Raw genomic sequence first — 18,086 nt, 5'->3', positions numbered from 1 at the left:
CCCACGGTCACCGACGCGCCTTCGCAGCATGCGTGCGGCCTCGCGCCGCGCCGCTGCCGTGCGCCCGGGACCAGCAACACCGAACGAGGTACCAGCAGTATGCGCAGCGCCCTTATGACCATCGTGCGGCAGCGATCCTCCGTGGTTCTCGCCTCCGCCGGCCTGACCGCCGCCGTCGCCGCCTCCGCCGTGGCCTTCGCGCTCCCCTCCGACGCCGCCACCCCGGCGTCGGCCGCCGCCTCGCACCCCGCCGCCGCTGCCGCCGCGCAGCACGGTGCGACCCTGGCCTTCTCCGCCAAGGACCTGCCCTCCGGCTCGACCTCGATGGCCGCCGCCGGTGACACCGGCAAGCTGGAGAACGCTCCGTACCTGCAGCAGCACGGCACCCAGCACGCCAACACCCTGAGCACCGCGCCCTACCACGCCCCGGCGCAGGCCAAGCCCGCCGCTCCGGCCGCCGCGCCCCAGCAGCAGGCCCCGGCCCCGCAGCAGGCCCCGGCCCCGCAGCCGGCCCCGGCCCCGCAGCCGGCCGCCCCCGCGCAGCCCGCCCCGCAGCCGGCCCCGCAGCCCGCCCCGCAGCCGGCCCCGCAGCCCGCTCCCCAGCCGGCTCCGCAGCCCGCGCCGCAGCCGGCCCCGCAGCCCGCTCCCCAGCCGGTTGCGCAGGTGGCCACCGACACCAGCCCGAGCGGCCTGCGCGCGCTGGCCCAGAGCATGGTCCCGGCCAACCAGTGGGCCTCGTTCAACCAGGTGGTCAGCGACGAGAGCAGCTGGAACTACCTGGCGGTCAACCCGTCCTCCGGCTCCTACGGCCTGGGCCAGGCGCTGCCCGCGAGCAAGATGGCCTCCGCCGGTGCCGACTGGCGCACCAACCCGGTGACCCAGATCAAGTGGACCCTGAACTACATGAACGAGCGCTACGGCAGCCCGAACGGCGCCTGGACCTGGTGGCAGGCCCACCACTGGTACTAAGCCGACAAGCCGAGCCAGGCCGAGCCAGGCCGCTGGACCAGGCTGATACAGCACGGCACTGCCCCGGACGGAACCCTCCGCCCGGGGCAGTGCCGTCTGTGCTGCCGGTGGTCAGCCCAGCCCGTTGCTCTTCACCCAGTCCTTGGCCACCGCCGACGGGTCGTCCTTGTCCACCGAGACCCGCTTCATCAGCGCGGTGAGCCCGGCCGTGTCCAGCTTCGCCGAGACGGCGTTCAGCACCCCGGTCTCGGTGTCGTTCACCTTGCTCTTGTTGATCAGCGGGGTCACGTTCTGCGCGCCGAAGACGTTCTTCGGGTCGGTCAGCGCGACCAGCCCGAGCGAGACGATCCGCGGATCGGTGGTGAAGACGTCACCGACCTGCAGCGTGCCGTCCTTGATCGCGTTGGCGGTGGTGTCCGCAGTCGGCTTCCACTCCTTGAAGTTCAGCCCGTAGGCGTCCTTGAACTGCTGCTCCCGGCGGGACTTGAACTCCGGCTGCCCGCCTATGGTGAACTGCCCGGCGAGCGGGGCGAGATCGGCGATGGTCTTCAGGTTGTCCTTGTCGGCGGTCGCCTTGCTGACCGTCAACGAGTCCTTGTCCTCAGCAGAAGCCGAGTTGAGGATCCCCAATGAGCTCGGGAGCTCCTTGGCCAGCGCCGCGTTGACGTCGTCGGTGGTCGCGGCGGTCGACTTGGGATCCAGGTAGGCGAGCAGCGCGCCGTTGTACTCGGGCAGTATCGCCAGGCTCCCGTCCTTGATCTGGCCGTAGAGCACCTCGCGACTGCCGATGTTGAACTTCTCGTCCACCTTGATGCCCTTGGCCTGCAACGCCTGCGAGTAGATCGACGCGAGCAGGACGTTCTCCGGGAAGTTGGCGGAGCCGATGGTCACTCTGCTGGAACTGCCGGAACTGCCGAGCGGGTTGCTCGACGAACTCGAGCAGGCGGTCAGCGCCAGTGCGGCGGCAGCGGCGACGGCGGCGACGGAGAGTGCACGCGACATCGGAAGGTCCTTTCGGGAGGCGAACGAAGCGAACGAACGGAGCGAGCAAGCGAACCGGCCGAACCGGGCGCACGAACGGGGCGAACGGAACGAACTGTCAGTCGCGCGCCCGCCGCAGCCCGGCGGGCAGCGCGTAGCGGATCAGCAGCGCGAACAGCAGCTGGGTGGCCACGGCCAGCAGCACCACGAGCAGCGCACCGCCTATGGTCTGCGCGTAGTCGCGGGTGGCCAGCCCGCCGACCACGTAGCTGCCCAGTCCGCCGAGGCCGACGTAGGACGCCACGGTGGCGGTGGCGATGACCTGCACGGCGGCGGTGCGCAGGCCGGCCAGCAGCGTGGGCAGCGCCCAGGGGATGCAGACCTGCCAGAGCACCTGGCGGTGGGTCAGCCCGATGCCGCGCGCGGCGTCCCGCAGGTCGGGGTCGGTGGAGCGGACGCCCTCGCAGGCCGCCACCAGCAGCACCGGCGCGGCCAGTGCCACCAGCGGTACCAGTACGGCGGTGTCGCCGACCCCGGCGACCAGCACCGCGAGCGTCACCAGGCCCAGGGTCGGCAGTGCCCGGGCGGCCCCGCTCAGTGCCGTCACGAGTCCGGCGGCCTTGCCGGTGTAGCCGAGCAGCAGGCCCAGCGGCACGGCCAGCAGCACCGCCCAGCCCAGGGCCTCCCCGGAGAACAGCAGGTGTTCGCCGACCCGGTGGACTATCGAGTCGGGGCCGTGCCGCCGGTCCGGGTCGCTGAAGAACTGGGAGAGCCAGGAGAGGAGGTTCACCGTCCCACCACCGATTCCCGCCGCGCCCAGGGGGCCAGCAGCTCCCGGGCGAGCAGCAGCACCGCGTCGGTGACCAGTGCCAGGGCTGTGACCAGCACGATCCCGGCCACGATCGGGGTCGGGAAGGTGCGCTGGAAGCCGTCCATGAAGAGGTAGCCGAGCCCGCCGCGCCCGACCAGCGCACCGACGCTGGCCAGCGAGATGCTGGAGACGGCCGCCACCCGCAGTCCGGCCACCAGGTACGGCACGGCCGTCGGCAGCTCCACGGCCGCCAGCCGCCGCCACGGCCCGTACCCGAGCGCGGTGGCCGCCTGGCGCACCGGCTCGGGCACGGAGCGCAGCCCGTCCACCGTGGTGGGCAGCAGCACCGCGAGTGAGTAGCAGGTCAGCGGGATCATCACGGTCGCCTGGGTGGCCAGCCCGGTGTAGGGGATCAGCACCACGAAGACGGCCAGTGCGGGCAGCGCGTAGATCACGTTGAAGACGGCGGCCAGCGGCTGGTAGAGCCGCGGGAACCGCACGCAGAGCAGACCCAGCGGCAGCGCGATCAGCAGCCCGAACAGCACCGGGAGCAGCGAGATCACCGCATGGTCGAGCAGCAGGCCGCGCAGATAGCCGAGGTGGGTGCCGACCCAGTGCCAGCGGACCAGGGGCTCACCGTCCATCGGCCACCCCCGTGGCCGTTATCCCGGCGGCGGTGGCGTCCGGGCCGGCCGCGTCCAGGGCCTCCAGCACGGCGGCGCGCAGGGCCACCCCGATCACCCGGCCGGCCTGGTCGACGGCGACCGCGACCCGGGCCGGCGAGAGCACGGCGCTGTCCAGGGCGGTGCGCAGGGTGTCCGCGCCGGGTCGGAAGACGGCGACCTGGCGGATCGTTTCCGCCGGCCCCTGCCAGCCGGTCGGCCGTCCTTCCGGATCCACCGTCAGGGTCCAGCCGTCCAGGGGGGTGTCCGCGGCCAGCAGCGCGATGCCCTCCGCCGGGCGCAGCGCCAGCCCGCGCAGCCCCCGGTCGCGGCCGAGGAAGGCCGCCACCTGCTCGTCGGCGGGCGCGGCGAGCAGCGTGGCCGGGTCGGCCACCTGGGCGATCCGGCCGTGCTCGCGCAGCACCACGATCTGGTCGCCGAGCCGGACCGCCTCCTCGATGTCATGCGTCACGAAGAGCACCGTCTTGTTCAACTCGGCCTGCAGCCGCAGCAACTCCTCCTGGAGACCGGAGCGCACCACCGGGTCGACGGCGCTGAACGGCTCGTCCATCAGCAGCAGCGGCGGGTCGGCGGCGAGCGCCCGCGCCACGCCGACCCGCTGCTGCTGGCCGCCGGAGAGCTGGAACGGGTAGCGGCGGGCGGTCTCCGGGGCCAGGCCGACCAGCTCCAGCAGCTCCATCGCGCGGGTCCGGGCCCGCTTGCGGTCCCAGCCCAGCAGGTAGGGCACGGTGGCGATGTTGTCCACCACCCGCCGGTGCGGGAACAGCCCGGCCTGCTGGATCACGTAGCCGATGCCGCGGCGCAGCTTGGCCGCGTCCAGCTGGGCGACGTCCGTCCCGTCCAGCAGCACCCGGCCCGCGGTCGGCTCGACCATCCGGTTGACCATCCGCAGGATGGTGGTCTTGCCGCAACCGGACGGGCCCACCAGTACGGTCGTCTGGCCGGCGGGCACGGTGAGGTCGAGCCCCTCGACGGCGAGGGTGCCGTCCGGGTGGCGTTTGGCAGCGCCGTCGAATCTGATCACGTGACAGTTCCTGGCCGGGGTGCCGGGGGCACCGGTGTGCGTACTGCGTGCTGTTGCGCTGTGAGGGCGGACATCAGTGCTGCCTGCCCGTGTCAGCACCAAGGGAAACCCTCGACGGCGATCGGTGACGCATCTGACACGCCGAGGGACCTGTGGGATCGTCAGATTCCGAGGGGTCCGGGACCCGGTTCGGTGGGCAGACCGGCCGCCGCCCAGGCCTGGAAACCGCCGTCCAGGTCGGTCGCCCGGTGCAGGCCGAGCTCCCGCAGGGTGGCCGCCGCCAGGCTGGACGCCCAGCCCTCGGAGCAGACCAGCACCACCTCGACGTCATAGCCGGTGGCCTGCGCGATCCGGTGGCTGCCGGCCGGATCCAGCCGCCACTCCAGCACGTTGCGCTCGATCACCAGGGCGCCCGGGATCTGGCCCTCCAAGGCCCGCTGCTGCACCGGACGGATGTCCACCAGCAGCGCGCCGGCCTGCTGGGAGGCGTGCGCCTGCTGCGGATCGGGGCGGTGCACGCCCGCGCGGGCGCGCGCCACCAGGTCTTCGACGGTCGTCACCATTGCTCAGGTCCTTCCACGGCGGTCGTGTGCAGGCCGTCGGCCCGCAGTTCGTAACGGGTCATGCCGGTCAGCGGCGGCGAGTAGGCGTGCAGCGTGACCGCCGGGCCGTTGGCGGTGTTGCGCACGTCGTGCAGGTAGTCGGGGCCGAACGCGCGGACCGCGCCGGCCGGCAGCCGACGGGTGTGCAGCGCGCCGTCCGGGGCGCCGAGCGACAGCTCCTCCAACTCGCCCAGCGCCACGGCGAACGCGCCGCGCGCCCCGCCGTGGTCGTGGAAACCGGTGGACTGGCCGGGCAGCCAGCTGATCAGCCACACCTCGTGATCCTCGGTCAGCCTCAGCCGCTGGTACCAGCGTTCCTCGGTGGCCAGCCGGACCAGGTGGATCCACTCGGCCGGGCGGTCGGCCAGCTCGGTGACGAGGCCGCGCAGGGCGGCGGGGGAGAGGTGCGTGGTGAGCTCGGTAGTCATGGGCATCCTCGGCGGGAGGGAGTCAGGCGGCGAGCGGGCAGGTGGCGACACACGCGAACGGCGCTGGGATCAGCGGGTGTGACACGGCACGAGCGGACGTGACACGGCACGGGAGGGCGGCGAACACTGCACCCGGCGTTCGGCGATCACTGGCGTTCGGCGATCACTGGTGTTCAGCGGGCACCGGCGTTCAGTGGGCACCGGCGTTCAGCGGTGCAGCGCTACCGGGCGGTGCGCGGGAAAGGCAGGCTCAGCTGCTCAGCGGGCACACATGTCGCTCGCCTGGCGTCGCAGATCGACGTGCAGGCGGCAGACGAGGACGGTGCCGTGCTCCATGCCCGAGATAGTGGTTGATCGCCCACCGGGTCGTCAAGCCGAACATGCCGGTGAGCAGGAGCACGTCCGGTAGCGTTGCGGCCGGCTGAAGACATCAACATGCCGGGGGCCATGGACATCGAGGCTGGAGTAATCGAAGCCGTCACCGCTGCGGCCCGGGCGGCCGGCAACTGGGAGCGGCTGAAGGCGCTGCTCGACGCCGAGGCCGACCCGGCCGACGAGCAGCAGGTCGGCGTGCTCATCGCCACCCTGCTCCAGCGCGGCGCACAGGACCCGGCGCTCGCCGAGGAGCTCAACCGCTGGGCGCAGGAGGTCAAGCAGGGCATGGTGGTCAACGTGGTCGGCGGCAACGCCACGTTCAACGGGCCGGTGATCCAACTCCCGTCCATCGACGGCTCCATCAATATCTGACGGACCGCCACGTAGCAAAAAAGCTCCCTGGCTCAAGAGTTGAGTCAGGGAGCTGATGGCGTGCCAGTCGGTGTGTTCAGTTGTTCTGCGCGGCATCCGACTCGGCAGCGGCGGCTGCGCTCTCGGCCGCGTCCACCTTCTGCTGCATGCCGCCCAGTTGGGGATCGCCGGACTGCGAAACGGTCGGTGGCGCGCTGGCGCTGCCGGACGAGCCACCGCATGCGCTCAGGGCCAGTACGGCCACCAGCGCGACCGCAGCCGCCGCAACCGCCCGCCTCACTTGGAGGCGCCCAGGCCCTGGCCGCTGCACCAAGTGGCCACCGCGGTCAGGTCGTTCTGGCGGGTGGTCAGCGTCGGCACCAGGCTCTTGCGGTACGTCAGACGGTCGTTGAGGTAGGTGTAGACGGCGGTGTGGCCGGCCTTCTGGGCGTCGTCGACCCGCTGCTGCAGGCGCGCGATCGAACCGTTCTCGGTCGCCGGGCCGTTCAGGCGGTCCAGGGCGCGCTGGATCCGCTGCTCGGTCTGCGGCAGGCGCTTGCAGATGCCCTTGGCGCCGTCGCTCTTCGGGGCGGTGGCAGTGGTCGCGGCCTGGGCCGGGGCGGCAGCGGCGAGCAGCGTGCCGCCGAGGGCGAGGGCACCGATGGCGGCGCCGGCCTTGCGGTAGGAGAGCATGGCAGAACCTCCGGACGTGGGGTGCTCGGGCGGTGGTCCGCCCGACTGACCCGCACGTTAGAGACCCTCTTTGTGGATTCCTTGTGAGTCACGACAGGAGTCGCGGCAGGAGTCACGGCATGCGTCTCGGGATGCGTCATGGGATGGCCGGCCCGGAGGCGCTGATCCACTCCCGGCGGGCCGGCAGCGGCAGCGTCGGCGCGTCCGGCTGCACCAGTGGCAGCCGCACCTCGAACCGGCAGCCGCGCCCGCCGGGCGGTGTGTCGACGGTGACCGTGCCCCGGTGCAGCGTCACCTGCTGCGCCACCAGGGTCAGACCGAGCCCGGAGCCCGGGCTGCCCGCCCGGCGGTGGAACCGGTCGAAGACGGCAGCCCGCTCGGCCACCGGCACCCCGGGCCCGTCGTCGTCCACGGTCAGCACCGCCTGCTCGCCCACCCGGCGCAGCCCGACGGTGACCCGGGCGGGCTCGCCGGGCCGGTGGCCGTGCACGGCGGCATTGGCCAGCAGGTTGTCGCAGACGATCCGCAGCCCCGCCTCCCAGCCGAAGACCCGTAGCTCACCGCCGCCCGCGAACCCGCCGCCGCCCGCCAGCCCACCACTTGCCGACCCGCTGTCCGCCGACCCGCCGCCGCCCGCGAACCCGCTGCCGCCAGCCGAGCCGCCGCCCGCACCCGCACCCGCGCCCCCGTCCTCCGTCACCGAGGGCGCCACGGTGACCACCACCGCCGGGTGCCGTCGCCGCAGCTCGGCCACCGCCGCGGACAGCGGCTCCGCCAACTCCACCGGCTCGAACGCCTCGTCCTCGACCAGGTCGCCACGGGCCAGCGTGCGCAGCGCCGTGAGCAGGTCGAGCAGCCGCCGGTGGTCGTCGCGCAGGTCGGCCAGGATCTCGGCGCGCTCCTCGGCGGGCAGGTCGGGGTGGCCGGCCAGCACGTCCAGGTTGGTCTGCAGTCCCATCAGCGGGGTGCGCAGCTCATGGGAGGCGGCGGCGGAGAACGACCGCGCGGTCTCCAGCGCCTGGGCGGTGCGCGCGGCCTGCTGGTCGTAGCGGGCCAGCGCGCCCTCCAGGGCCGCGGCCAGCTCGTCCACCTCGCCGATCCCGCTGCGCCGGTGCGCGAAGCCGGCCGCACCGGCCGCCGGATCCAGCGCGGCGGCCTGTCGGCCGAGCCGGCTGAGCGGTGCGGTGGCGCGGCGGGCCAGGCCGAAGGCGAGCAGGCCGGAGAGCGGCGCGGCCAGCACCGCGACCAGGATGATCCGCCCGCGCACCGCGTTCACCTGCCCGTCGGCCGCCGAGGCGGGCGCCGCCACCCACAGCGTGCCCGAGCTGGCGCCGGCCAGCGGGCGGGCCAGCACCCGCCAGCTGCGCCCGTCGGAGCGCACCGTCACCGGCTTGCCGGCGGTGTCGGCGGCGGGCAGCGCGGTCGGCATCGGCCCGCCGCTGGAGACCGGCTGGCCCTGGGCGTCCACAACCAGGACGCCGACGTCCAGGGCGGCTTCCAGCAGCAGTCGGTGCTGGTTCTGCGCCGCCTGGCTGCGGCCCTGGCGGTCGGCGGTGAGCAGGGCCCGGGCGTTGGGCAGCACCGCCTGGGCCCGCTCCTGCAGCTTGGTGTCCTGCTCGGCCCGCAGGTCGTGGGTGACCAGGCCGAGCAGCAGCGCGCCGGCTCCCAGCACCAGCACCACCAGCAGCAGTGCGGACCAGAGGGCGATCCGGGTGGCGAGCCTCATCGGGCGCCGTCCGCCGGTATCCGCAGCACGAACCCGACCCCGCGCACCGTGTGGATCAGGCGTTCGCGGCCGCCCTGCTCCAACTTGCGCCGCAGATAGCTGATGAAGGTGTCGACCGCGTCGGTGCGCACCTCGAAGTCGTAGCCCCAGACCCGGTCCAGCAGCTGGTCGCGGGTGAGTACCAGGCCGGCATTGCGGGCGAGTTGCTCGAGCAGCTCGAACTCGCGCCTGGTCAGGTGCAGTCGGACGCCGTCCAGGTGGACTTCGCGGGTGCCCGGGTCGAGGGTCAGCGGCCCGGTCCGCAGCACCCCGCTGCCGGTCGGCGGTCGGCGCCGCAGCAGCGCGTGCAGGCGCAGCACCAACTCCTCCAGGGCGAACGGCTTGACCAGGTAGTCGTCGGCGCCGGCCTGCAACCCGGCCACCCGGTCGGCCAGTTCGTCCAGCGCTGAGAGCATCAGCACCGGGAGGTCGCAGTCCTGCTCGCGCAGCCGCCGGCAGACCTCGGTGCCGCTCAGGTCGGGCATCGAGACGTCCAGCACCAGCACGTCCGGCGGCGCGGCCGCGATCGACTCCAGGGCGTCCCGGCCGCCCGCCGCCGAGCGCACCGCGAAACCGCTGAGCCGCAGCCCGCGTTCCAGCGAGCGGCGGATCGTGGCGTCGTCGTCCACCACCAGCACCGATCCGGCCATGCGTCCCTCCATCCCTCTGCGGGAACACACGGTGACATGCCCGGATGAGAGTTCTCTCAGGAACGTCCAAGGGGGCCGTGGCACGTGGCCACGGCCCCCTCGAAACGGCGCTGGATCAGGAGGCGTTGAGCGCGGTGTCGTCGATCACGAAGCTGGTCTGCAGCGAGGAGTCCTCGGTGCCGGTGAACTTCAGCGTCACGCTCCGGCCGGCGAAGGCGGAGAGGTCGAAGCTCTTCTGCACGTAGCCGGTGTTGGCGTTGACGTTGGAGTAGGTGGCCAGGGTGGTCGAGTTGGCCTGGACCGTCAGCTTGTCGTAGGCGGTGCTGCCGGTCTCGGCGGTGTCGATGTGCAGCCAGAAGCTGAAGGTGGCCTTGCAGCCGGCCGGGATGGTGACGGTCTGCGACAGGGTGTCGGTGTGGGTGGTGCCGTAGCCGTCCAGCCAGGCCTTCCAGGAGCCGCTGTGCGCCGGCTCGCCGCTGGAGTTGTCGAGCACGCCGGAGGAGGCGGTCCACGGCGACGCGGTGCCGGTCTCGAAGCCCGGGTTGCCGAGCAGCTGGCCGCCGCCGGTGCAGGTGCCGCCGGAGCCGGTGACGGTCCAGGTGAACGAGGCGCTGCCAGTGGCACCGGTGGCGTCCTTGGCGGTGACCGTGACGTTGTAGGTGCCGGCGGTGGTGGCGGTGCCGCTGATCAGCCCGGAGGAGCTGATGGACAGGCCGGTGGGCAGGCCGCTGGCCGAGTAGGTCAGGGTCTGGCCGGAGGCGGAGTCGGTGGCCTTGACCTGCAGGCTGGCCGGGCCGCCGACGGCGGTGGACTGGTTGCCCGGGCTGGTCACGGTGACGGTGTTGCCGCCGGTGCTGCCGCCCGCGGTGAAGGCGGCGGTGCCGTTCGGGGTGCCGAGGCCGGTCGGGCCGTCGTAGCCGGGGCCGGCGGTGCACAGGTAGGACGGCGAGCAGGTGCCGTTGCTGCCGCTGGTCACGTCGTTGAGCGCGCTGGTGTGCGCGTACGGGTACTTGGCGGGGTAGTCACCGGAGCCCGGGGTGCCGGCGTCGGCGTAGACGGAGGCGATGATCGGGGAGGAGGCGCTGGTGCCGCCGTAGACGTTCCAGCCCGAGCCGCCGTAGGTCTGGTAGACGGCCACGCCGGTGGCCGGGTCGGCGACCGCGGAGACGTCGGAGATGGTGCGCTTGGCGCAGCCGCTGTCGGTCTGCCAGCTCGGCTTGGGGTCGTAGGCCGAGCAGCCGGAGCCGGTGCCCTCGGTGGAGCTGGTGGACCACACCGACTCGCTCCAGCCACGGGCGCTGGAGTCCCGGGTGAGCGCGGTGCCGCCGACCGAGGTGACGTACTGCGAGGCGGCCGGGTACTCGGCGCCGTAGGCCGAGTCGCCGGCCGAGACGGTGATCGCCACGCCCGGGTGGTTGAAGTACTGGCTGTCCGAGCTGGTGTCGGTCGAGTCCTCGGAGCCGCCGTAGCTGTTGGAGACGAACTTGGCGCCCTGGGCGACGGCCTGGTTGACGGCGGTGCCGAGGTCGCTCATGTTCGCCGAGGTGGCCTCGACCAGCAGGATGTGGGCGCCGGGGGCGACGGCGGAGACCATGTCGAGGTCGAGCGAGATCTCGCCGGCCCAGCCGCTGTCGGCGGTCGGGTAGCTGGTGCCGCCGTTCTGGTCGATCTTCTTGAAGCAGCCGTTGGCGGTGGTGCAGGCGGGCAGGCCGTACTGCGAGCGGTAGGCGGCCAGGTCGGACTCGGCGTTCGGGTCGTCCATGGCGTCGACGATCGCGACGGTCTGGCCGGCGCCGCCGTTGCTCGACAGCTTGTAGGCGCTCTGCAGGTCGCTGGGGCCGAAGCCGGACGGGGTGGCGTTCGGCGCCAGGGTGTGCGGCTGGACCAGGTCGGTCCTGGCCAGCGCGAGGCAGGCCATCTGGCCCGGGTGGGTCGGGGTGGCACAGGCCCGCTTGACGGCGACGTGGCTGCTCGCCGGGGCGGTGGCGCCCGCGGCCTGGGCGGTGGGGGCGATCAGGCCGAAGACGCCGAGTGCGGCGGCCGGCAGTAACGCCGTCAGGGCACGCAGGCCTGACCGGCTGGGGGAGTGAGTGCGCAAGGTGAACCCTCCGTGGGGGTCGTCGAGTGGCTCGGTGGCCGCGCACGGGTGCAGAGTGCCGTGCGGGCATGGGGAGTTCGCGCGCTGGTCAGTGGGGGCGGGGCCTGGCCGCTTCCCGGTGGGGACGCTGTCATGGACGTGACAGGAAGCGCCCGACAAAAAGCCCCGCATCGGCCCGGAGGGGGTGGGCCGATGCGGGGTCGAGGTTAGGGTGCCCGAAGTTGTGGCGGCAAGGTGGCTGGGGGATCCGTTATCTGCCCGAAATCCTCAACTTTGCTGATCAGTGGGGGTTTTCACGGATCGTCGGTGATCGCCCGACCGGTGTGCTGCGTGCGGTCCGGCGCTACTGACGGACCGTCAGACCGCTCTCGAGCAGCGCCCAGAGGGCCTCGAAGTCGGCTTCCGCGCGAGCCGTGTCGGCCCACTCGCCGGCGTGTACCGGGTCGTGGAAGTGTGCCGTCGCCTGGAGCACCGCGCGCGCCGTAGCCGGCACCGGCACGCCGGCGAACTCGCCCTGCCGCACGCCGTCCTCGAGGATCCGCGCGAGCTGTCCGACGAGGGTGTCCACGTGGGCGGCGACCGTGTCGCTGTGCTCGTCCACCAGGACCAGGTAGGTGGCGAACAGCTCCGGGTCGTCCAGCGCCTTCTTCCGCTTGGCGGCGAACAGCGTGGCGAGGAACCGGTGCATCCGCTCGGCGGCCGGACCGGTCTCGGCGGTGACCGCCTGCAGGCGGTCGTGCGCCTGGTCCAGCCAGCGCTGGGTGACCGCCTCGCGCAGCGCCGCCTTGCTCGGGAAGTGCCGGTAGACGCTGCCGTGACTGACTCCCAGCGCCCGGGCGATGTCCACCACGGTCGCCTTGGCCGGGCCGAACCGCCGCAGCACGTCCTCCGCCGCGCTCAGGATCTGCTCGGAGGTGAGGGCACTGTCGGTGGTCACGGGGTCGGTACGTCCTTCGCTGCGTTCGGCCGGGCGGCGACGACCCAGGTGCGGCGGGGGCGCTCAGTGGCTGCGCCGCTCGCTGTCCAGATAGGCCATCTGTGCGGCAGCGTACCTGTCGCCGGCGGCGGCGTCGGCCGGTACCGCCGCCTCGATGGCCGCCAGGTCGGCCTGGTCCAGTCGAACGTCCAGCGCGCCCAGCGCCTCGTCGAGCCGCTCCCGGCGGCGGGCGCCGACCAGCGGGACGATGTCCTCGCCCTGCGCGGCCACCCAGGCGATCGCCACCTGGGCGGTGCTGGCGCCCTTGGCCTCGGCGATCCGGCGCAGCTGCTCCACCAGGGCCAGGTTGTGCGCCAGGTTCTCGCCCTGGAACCGGGGGCTGGAGCCGCGGAAGTCGCCGCCCTTCAGCTCCCGGTCGGCCGTCCAGTGGCCGCTGAGCAGGCCGCGGGAGAGCACCCCGTAGGCCGTGATGCCGATGCCCAGCTCCCGGGCGGTGGGCAGCACCTCGGCCTCCAGGCTGCGGGAGATCAGCGAGTACTCGATCTGCAGGTCGCTGATCGGGTGCACGGCGGCGGCTCGGCGCAGTGTGTCGGCGCCGACCTCGGAGAGGCCGATGTGGCGCACGTAGCCCGCCTGCACCAGCTCGGCGATGGCGCCGACGGTCTCCTCGATCGGCACCTTCGGGTCGAGCCGGGCCGGGCGGTAGACGTCGACGTGGTCGGTGCGCAGGCGGCGCAGCGTGTAGGCGAGGGCGGTCTTGGTGGCGGCCGGGCCGGCGTCGACGCCGAGCCAGGCGCCGTCCGGGCCGCGCTGGGCGCCGAACTTCACGCTGATCAGGACCGACTCGCGATCGCGGCCGCGCAGCGCCTCGCGGATCAGCAGCTCGTTGTGGCCCATGCCGTAGAAGTCGCCGGTGTCGATCAGGGTGATGCCCGCGTCGAGGGCGGCGTTGACGGTGGCGATGCTCTCGGCCTCGTCGGCCGGGCCGTAGAGGTCGGACATGCCCATCGCGCCGAGGCCGAGCGCGGAGGCGAGCGGGCCGGTGCGGCCCAGGCGACGGGTGGGGATGGCAGTCATGAAGGGGCTCCAGGGACTGGGAAGACGTTCTCGCTGTCTATGACTATGGCATGAGCGATGACAGATTTCAATATCTGTCACTCGATCGGCCCTGAGGCCGCTCCTGGGCCACTCCTGGGCCACTCCTGGGGTCACTCGTGAGGCCACTCGCAAGGTCACTCGGGTGGCGGCTTGTGAGGTCGACCGCCGGGCCGTCGCTAGGCCATTTGCCAAGGTCACTCCCATGGCGGCTGGCCAACTCGCCCTCCTGCGCGCCCCCTTGACGAGCTGTCAGCCCATTTCTACCGTTTGCTTCTGCTCGGTTCCGTTTGTTTTGCCATCCCACTCGCGCATAACCCACCAATGGGAGGTCTGCGCCTGATGCGAACCGCTCCCCGTGCCCTGCTCGCCCTGCTCTCGCTCTGCCTGGCGCTGCTCACCGCGCCCACGGCGGCCACCGCCGCACCCCGCATCCCCGGCACCGCCATCACCGTCGACGGCAACTCGCCCGGCCGCACCTTCGACGGGGTCGGCGCGATCAGCGGCGGCGGCGGCAACTCCCGGCTGCTGCTCGACTACCCCGAGCCGCAGCGCAGCCAGATCCTCGACTACCTCTTCAAGCCGGGCTACGGCGCCGCGCTGCAGATCCTCAAGGTCGAGATCGGCGGCGACACCAACTCCACCGACGGCGCCGAGGCCTCCATCGAGCACAGCCGGGGCAGCATCGACTGCTCCTCCGGCTACGAGTGGTGGCTGATGGCGCAGGCCAAGGCCCGCAACCCCGGCATCAAGCTCTACGGCCTCTCCTGGGGTGCGCCCGGCTGGATCGGCAACGGCAACTTCTGGTCCCAGGACATGGTCGACTACCTGACGAACTGGCTGGGCTGCGCCAAGCAGCACGGCCTGACCATCGACTACCTGGGCGGCTGGAACGAGCGCAACTACAACGCCTCCTGGTACGAGAACCTGCACAGCACCCTGGCCGCCCGCGGCTTCACCCGCACCAAGGTGGTCGGCGCCGACTCCTTCAGCTGGGACGTGGCCACCGCCATGCAGAACGATCCCGCGCTCAAGTCGGCCATCGACATCGTCGGCAGCCACTACCCGTGCGGCTACACGTCCACGATGACCAACTGCGCCACCAGCCCCGACGCCCTGGCCACCGGCAAGCGGCTGTGGGCCAGCGAGAACGGCTCCGAGGACGCCGACACCGGCGCCGCCCCGATCGCCCGCGGCGTCAACCGCGGCTACCTGGACGGCAAGATGACCGCCTTCATCAACTGGCCGGTGGTCGCCGCCCTCTACCCCAACCTCGGCTTCAACTCGATGGGCCTGGTGACGGCCAACGAGCCGTGGTCCGGCGCCTACACGGTCGGCCGGTCCACCTGGGCGATCGCCCAGACCACCCAGTTCACCGCCCCCGGCTGGCAGTACCTGGACACCGCCTCCGGCTACCTGGCCGGCGACCGCGCCAACGGCAGCTACGTCAGCTACGCGTCCCCCGACCGCTCCGCCTGGAGCACCGTCCTCGAGACCATGGACGCCGGCGTCGCCCAGACCGTCACCCTGGACACGGCCGGCGGGCTCCCCGGTGGCACCCTGCACGTCTGGTCCAGCGACTTCTCCTACCCGACCGCCGCCGGGCGCCTGGTCCGCGGCCCGGACCTGACCGCGGTCGACGGCAGCTACCAACTCACCTTGCAGCCCGGCCGCATGTACACCGTGACCACCACCACGGGCCAGGGCCCCGGCACCGCGACCGGCCCGCAGCGCGCCCCGCTGGCGCTGCCCTACCGCGACAGCCTGGCCGGCACCGGGACCGGCAAGGAGGCGCGCTACTTCAGCGCGATGAACGGCGCCTTCCAGACCGCCCCGTGCGCCGGCGGCCGGTCCGGCAACTGCCTGCGCCAGCAGGCGCCGACCACCCCGATCCGCTGGACCGACGAGTCGGCCGACCAGCCCTACACCATCATGGGCGACACCAGCTGGAGCGACTACACGGTCGGCGTGGACGCGCTGCTCCAGCAGTCCGGCACCGTCGACCTGCTCGGCCGGGTCGGCACCCAGGGCCGCAACAACAACGGCCTCGACGCCTACCGCCTGCGGGTCGGCGACGACGGCGCCTGGAGCATCCTGAAGAGCGACACCAGTTGGAACTTCACCACGCTGGCCGCCGGCACCGTCCAGGCGCTCGGCCTGAACACCTGGCACCACCTGTCGCTGGACTTCCAGGGCAGCACCATCACCGCCCGACTGGACAGCACCACCCTGGCCACCGTCAACGACGGCGACTACGGCGCCGGGCAGATCGGCCTGGGCACCGGCGGCTACTACCCGGCCCAGTTCAGCCGCCTCACCATCACGGCGCACCCCACAGCCCCGCTGGACGGCGTCTACCACCTGGTCAACGCCAACAGCGGCCAGCTGCTGGACGCCCAGGACCAGGGCACCAGCGATGGCACTCCGGTCATCCAGTGGGCCGCCAACGGCGGTGCCAACCAGCAGTGGCGGCTGACCGGCACCGGCGACGGCTACTACGTCCTGACCGGGGTGGCCAGCGGCAAGGTGTTGGACGTCCCGGGCGGCACCAGCCTGCCGGGCACCCAACTCCAGCTCTGGACGCCCAATGGCGGGACCGGCCAGCAGTGGCAGGTGGTTCCGGCCGACTCGGGCCACTACACCCTGCGGGCGCGTTCGGACGGCGACCTGGCGGACGTCCAGGGCGCCTCGCTCTCCCTCGGCGCGCAGGCCATCCAGTGGCCCGCCAACGGTGGCGCCAACCAGAGTTGGCAACTCGAGAAGGTGGAGTGACGCTCCGGGCCTGACGGGCTGTCGGGTCCCAGCCGGCTCCGCACGCGGCCGCGGTACGGGTGTTCCGTACCGCGGCCGCGCCGCGTGCTGCCCGGATGCGTTCGACTGTCACCCATCCGGCATGGATCGGCGGTCCGTTCGCGCTTCGTCGGGCCGAAGCGGGCCGCGAGGTCCATCGTGGAGGAGTGGGCGTGATCAGGTGCTCACCGGCCGGATCCGGGGTCGGCCGACCGGCTGCCGCACGCCGCGGCACGGGACGGCGCGGCCGTGGCGTCCGTGCGCCGGGCAGGGGCACCTCGCCTGGGACCAGTGCGTTCTTCTAGGCTCGCTTCGGCTTCCCCGGCCACGGTGACAACCCGCGCCGCCGCCTGGAGGCGCTGCCCACGGGGGTCCCGGTCGAGCCGGGGCCGCCGGATCGAGCGAGGAGGACGCAATGTCGACCAGCCGTTCCACCACACCACGCACGGTGCTGCCGCGTATCGGTTCGCCGAGTACGCGCGGCTGTCGCGGAGGTGCCCGGTGAGCGCCAACACCGCCAGCCAGCTGCCCGGCCCGCAGGCGCTGACCGGGGACACCCCGGCGACGCCCGCCGCGCCCGCGGAGCCGGGTGGTGACCCACTCCCCAGGGCCGAGGCACTGCCCGGCCTGCCGGGCACCCTCACCGCAAGGGCCCGCACCCTGACCGGCGCGGTCCGCCGCCGCCTCACCACGCTGGCCGAGATCGAGTCACCGAGCGGGGATGCCGAGCGACTCAACCAGCTGGCCGAGGAGCTCGCGACCGGATACCGGGCCACCGGCGCCACGGTCCGCCGCGAGCCGGGGCCGGCCGGCGACCACCTGCTGCTGGAGTGGCCGGGTCAGCACGAGGACCTGCCGCACCTGCTGTTCGTCGGCCACCACGACACCGTCTGGCCGGCCGGCACCCTGGCCGACTGGCCGGTGCAGGAGCACGACGGCCTGCTGAGCGGGCCCGGCGTGCTCGACATGAAGGCCGGACTGGCCCTGCTGGAGGGCGCCTTCGCGCTGCTCGGCGACCTCGGGATGCGCCCGCACCGCCCGGTGCGGATGGTGATCACCGCGGACGAGGAGGTCGGCAGCCCGGACGGCCGACGGGTGGTGGAGCGGCAGCTGCGGGGCGCCGCCGCCGTGCTGGGCCTGGAGCCGCCCCACGACGACGGCAGCCTGAAGACCGCGCGCCGGGGCTCGACCCGGGTGCGGCTGATGGTCACCGGGCACGAGGCGCACGCCGGCAACCACGCCGAGGACGGCACCTCGGCCGTCGACGAGCTGGTCGACCAGTTGGTCGAGATCCGCGACCAGCTGGGCCACCAGCCGGGCACCGAACTGAACACCGGCCGGATCCGTGGGGGGACCCGGGCGAACGTGGTGGCCGGCCAGGCGGAGGCCGAGCTCGGGCTGCGCTTCTCGACGCCGGAGGCGCAGGCCAGCACGCTGGACACGCTGGCCCACCTGACGGCGCACCGCAGCGGCGCCCTGGTCACCACCGAGGTGCTCTCCAGCCGTCCGGCCTGGCCGGAGCGGCACGAGGACAACCAGTTGCTGCAGCACGTGCGGCGGCTGGCCGCGACCTTCGGCCAGCAGCTGGGCGGTGCCCCGGCGGGCGGGGCCGGCGACACCAACCTGGCGGGCGCGCGCGGCCTGCCCACCCTGGACGGCCTCGGCGCGGTCGGTGCCGGCGCGCACGCCAGGGACGAGCGGATCAGGCTCGACCAGTTGGCCCCGCGGCTCGCGCTGCTCGCGGGCCTGCTCGCGGCGCCGCTGCCCGGGCTGGTGGGCCGGCGGAGATAGCCGCTGCGGGCCACCAGCAGGAACGAATGGGGGCGGGCGCCAA

The 18,086-nt window shown here is 73.0% G+C and carries 17 protein-coding genes; 4 read left to right on the top strand and 13 right to left on the bottom strand.

Annotated elements, in window-relative coordinates; genetic code table 11:
* Positions 1-99: 99 nt before the first annotated feature.
* On the top strand, positions 100-969 hold the full coding sequence (locus E6W39_RS41135; RefSeq protein ID WP_228718032.1) for an aggregation-promoting factor C-terminal-like domain-containing protein: 870 nt from the start codon (positions 100-102) through the stop codon (positions 967-969).
* A 111-nt stretch (positions 970-1,080) separates the two neighbouring features.
* Here E6W39_RS41135 and E6W39_RS08635 read toward each other — a convergent pair whose 3' ends face one another.
* The 6 genes from E6W39_RS08635 to E6W39_RS08610 all read right to left on the bottom strand — a co-directional run bounded on the left by E6W39_RS08635 (position 1,081) and on the right by E6W39_RS08610 (position 5,498).
* A complete protein-coding gene (locus tag E6W39_RS08635) occupies positions 1,081-1,971 on the bottom strand; it encodes an ABC transporter substrate-binding protein (RefSeq protein ID WP_141633026.1) in 891 nt (296 codons plus the stop codon).
* 97 nt (positions 1,972-2,068) lie between these two features.
* Entirely contained in the window at positions 2,069-2,740 is a 672-nt protein-coding gene (locus E6W39_RS08630; protein ID WP_141633025.1) for an ABC transporter permease, read from the bottom strand.
* The gene (locus E6W39_RS08625) at positions 2,737-3,405 is read right to left on the bottom strand and encodes an ABC transporter permease (RefSeq protein WP_101383527.1); all 669 of its coding nucleotides are present in this window, start codon (positions 3,403-3,405) and stop codon (positions 2,737-2,739) included. The genes E6W39_RS08630 and E6W39_RS08625 overlap by 4 nt, the downstream gene beginning before the upstream one ends.
* Positions 3,395-4,468, bottom strand: coding sequence for an ABC transporter ATP-binding protein (locus E6W39_RS08620; RefSeq protein WP_141633024.1), 1,074 nt, complete (start codon positions 4,466-4,468; stop codon positions 3,395-3,397). The genes E6W39_RS08625 and E6W39_RS08620 overlap by 11 nt, the downstream gene beginning before the upstream one ends.
* A 161-nt stretch (positions 4,469-4,629) precedes the next feature.
* On the bottom strand, positions 4,630-5,031 hold the full coding sequence (locus tag E6W39_RS08615) for a rhodanese-like domain-containing protein (protein WP_141633023.1): 402 nt from the start codon (positions 5,029-5,031) through the stop codon (positions 4,630-4,632).
* On the bottom strand, positions 5,025-5,498 hold the full coding sequence (locus E6W39_RS08610; protein WP_228718031.1) for a cysteine dioxygenase: 474 nt from the start codon (positions 5,496-5,498) through the stop codon (positions 5,025-5,027). Before E6W39_RS08610 ends, E6W39_RS08615 begins: the two co-directional genes overlap by 7 nt.
* Positions 5,499-5,945: 447 nt before the next feature.
* Between E6W39_RS08610 and E6W39_RS08600 the strand changes: the two genes are divergently transcribed.
* A complete protein-coding gene (locus E6W39_RS08600; protein WP_141633021.1) occupies positions 5,946-6,245 on the top strand; it encodes a hypothetical protein in 300 nt (99 codons plus the stop codon).
* A gap of 76 nt (positions 6,246-6,321) precedes the next feature.
* On the opposite strand, the gene E6W39_RS39135 is transcribed toward E6W39_RS08600, so the two are convergent.
* The 7 genes from E6W39_RS39135 to E6W39_RS08565 all read right to left on the bottom strand — a co-directional run bounded on the left by E6W39_RS39135 (position 6,322) and on the right by E6W39_RS08565 (position 13,444).
* A complete protein-coding gene (locus E6W39_RS39135) occupies positions 6,322-6,489 on the bottom strand; it encodes a hypothetical protein (RefSeq protein ID WP_181799160.1) in 168 nt (55 codons plus the stop codon).
* A 32-nt stretch (positions 6,490-6,521) separates the two neighbouring features.
* The gene (locus E6W39_RS08595) at positions 6,522-6,917 is read right to left on the bottom strand and encodes a hypothetical protein (RefSeq protein WP_141633020.1); all 396 of its coding nucleotides are present in this window, start codon (positions 6,915-6,917) and stop codon (positions 6,522-6,524) included.
* A gap of 136 nt (positions 6,918-7,053) precedes the next feature.
* The gene (locus E6W39_RS41130; protein WP_228718030.1) at positions 7,054-8,643 is read right to left on the bottom strand and encodes a sensor histidine kinase; all 1,590 of its coding nucleotides are present in this window, start codon (positions 8,641-8,643) and stop codon (positions 7,054-7,056) included.
* Complete coding sequence (locus tag E6W39_RS08580) at positions 8,640-9,332, bottom strand: response regulator transcription factor (protein ID WP_323808994.1); 693 nt, start codon at positions 9,330-9,332, stop codon at positions 8,640-8,642. The genes E6W39_RS41130 and E6W39_RS08580 overlap by 4 nt, the downstream gene beginning before the upstream one ends.
* A 115-nt stretch (positions 9,333-9,447) precedes the next feature.
* Complete coding sequence (locus E6W39_RS08575; RefSeq protein ID WP_456152137.1) at positions 9,448-11,250, bottom strand: putative Ig domain-containing protein; 1,803 nt, start codon at positions 11,248-11,250, stop codon at positions 9,448-9,450.
* 523 nt (positions 11,251-11,773) lie between these two features.
* Positions 11,774-12,367, bottom strand: coding sequence for a TetR family transcriptional regulator (locus tag E6W39_RS08570; RefSeq protein ID WP_141633018.1), 594 nt, complete (start codon positions 12,365-12,367; stop codon positions 11,774-11,776).
* A 63-nt stretch (positions 12,368-12,430) separates the two neighbouring features.
* The gene (locus E6W39_RS08565) at positions 12,431-13,444 is read right to left on the bottom strand and encodes an aldo/keto reductase (RefSeq protein WP_141633017.1); all 1,014 of its coding nucleotides are present in this window, start codon (positions 13,442-13,444) and stop codon (positions 12,431-12,433) included.
* Between the two features lie 360 nt (positions 13,445-13,804).
* Here E6W39_RS08565 and E6W39_RS08560 point away from each other — a divergent pair, with 360 nt between their 5' ends.
* A complete protein-coding gene (locus tag E6W39_RS08560) occupies positions 13,805-16,234 on the top strand; it encodes an RICIN domain-containing protein (RefSeq protein WP_141633016.1) in 2,430 nt (809 codons plus the stop codon).
* Positions 16,235-16,753: 519 nt separating this feature from the next.
* Complete coding sequence (locus tag E6W39_RS08555; protein ID WP_220140178.1) at positions 16,754-18,043, top strand: M20/M25/M40 family metallo-hydrolase; 1,290 nt, start codon at positions 16,754-16,756, stop codon at positions 18,041-18,043.
* The last annotated feature ends 43 nt before the right edge of the window (positions 18,044-18,086 follow it).

Source organism: Kitasatospora acidiphila (genome assembly GCF_006636205.1).
In the GTDB taxonomy this organism is placed as follows: domain Bacteria; phylum Actinomycetota; class Actinomycetes; order Streptomycetales; family Streptomycetaceae; genus Kitasatospora; species Kitasatospora acidiphila.
This window is presented reverse-complemented; position numbering and strand designations above follow the sequence as displayed.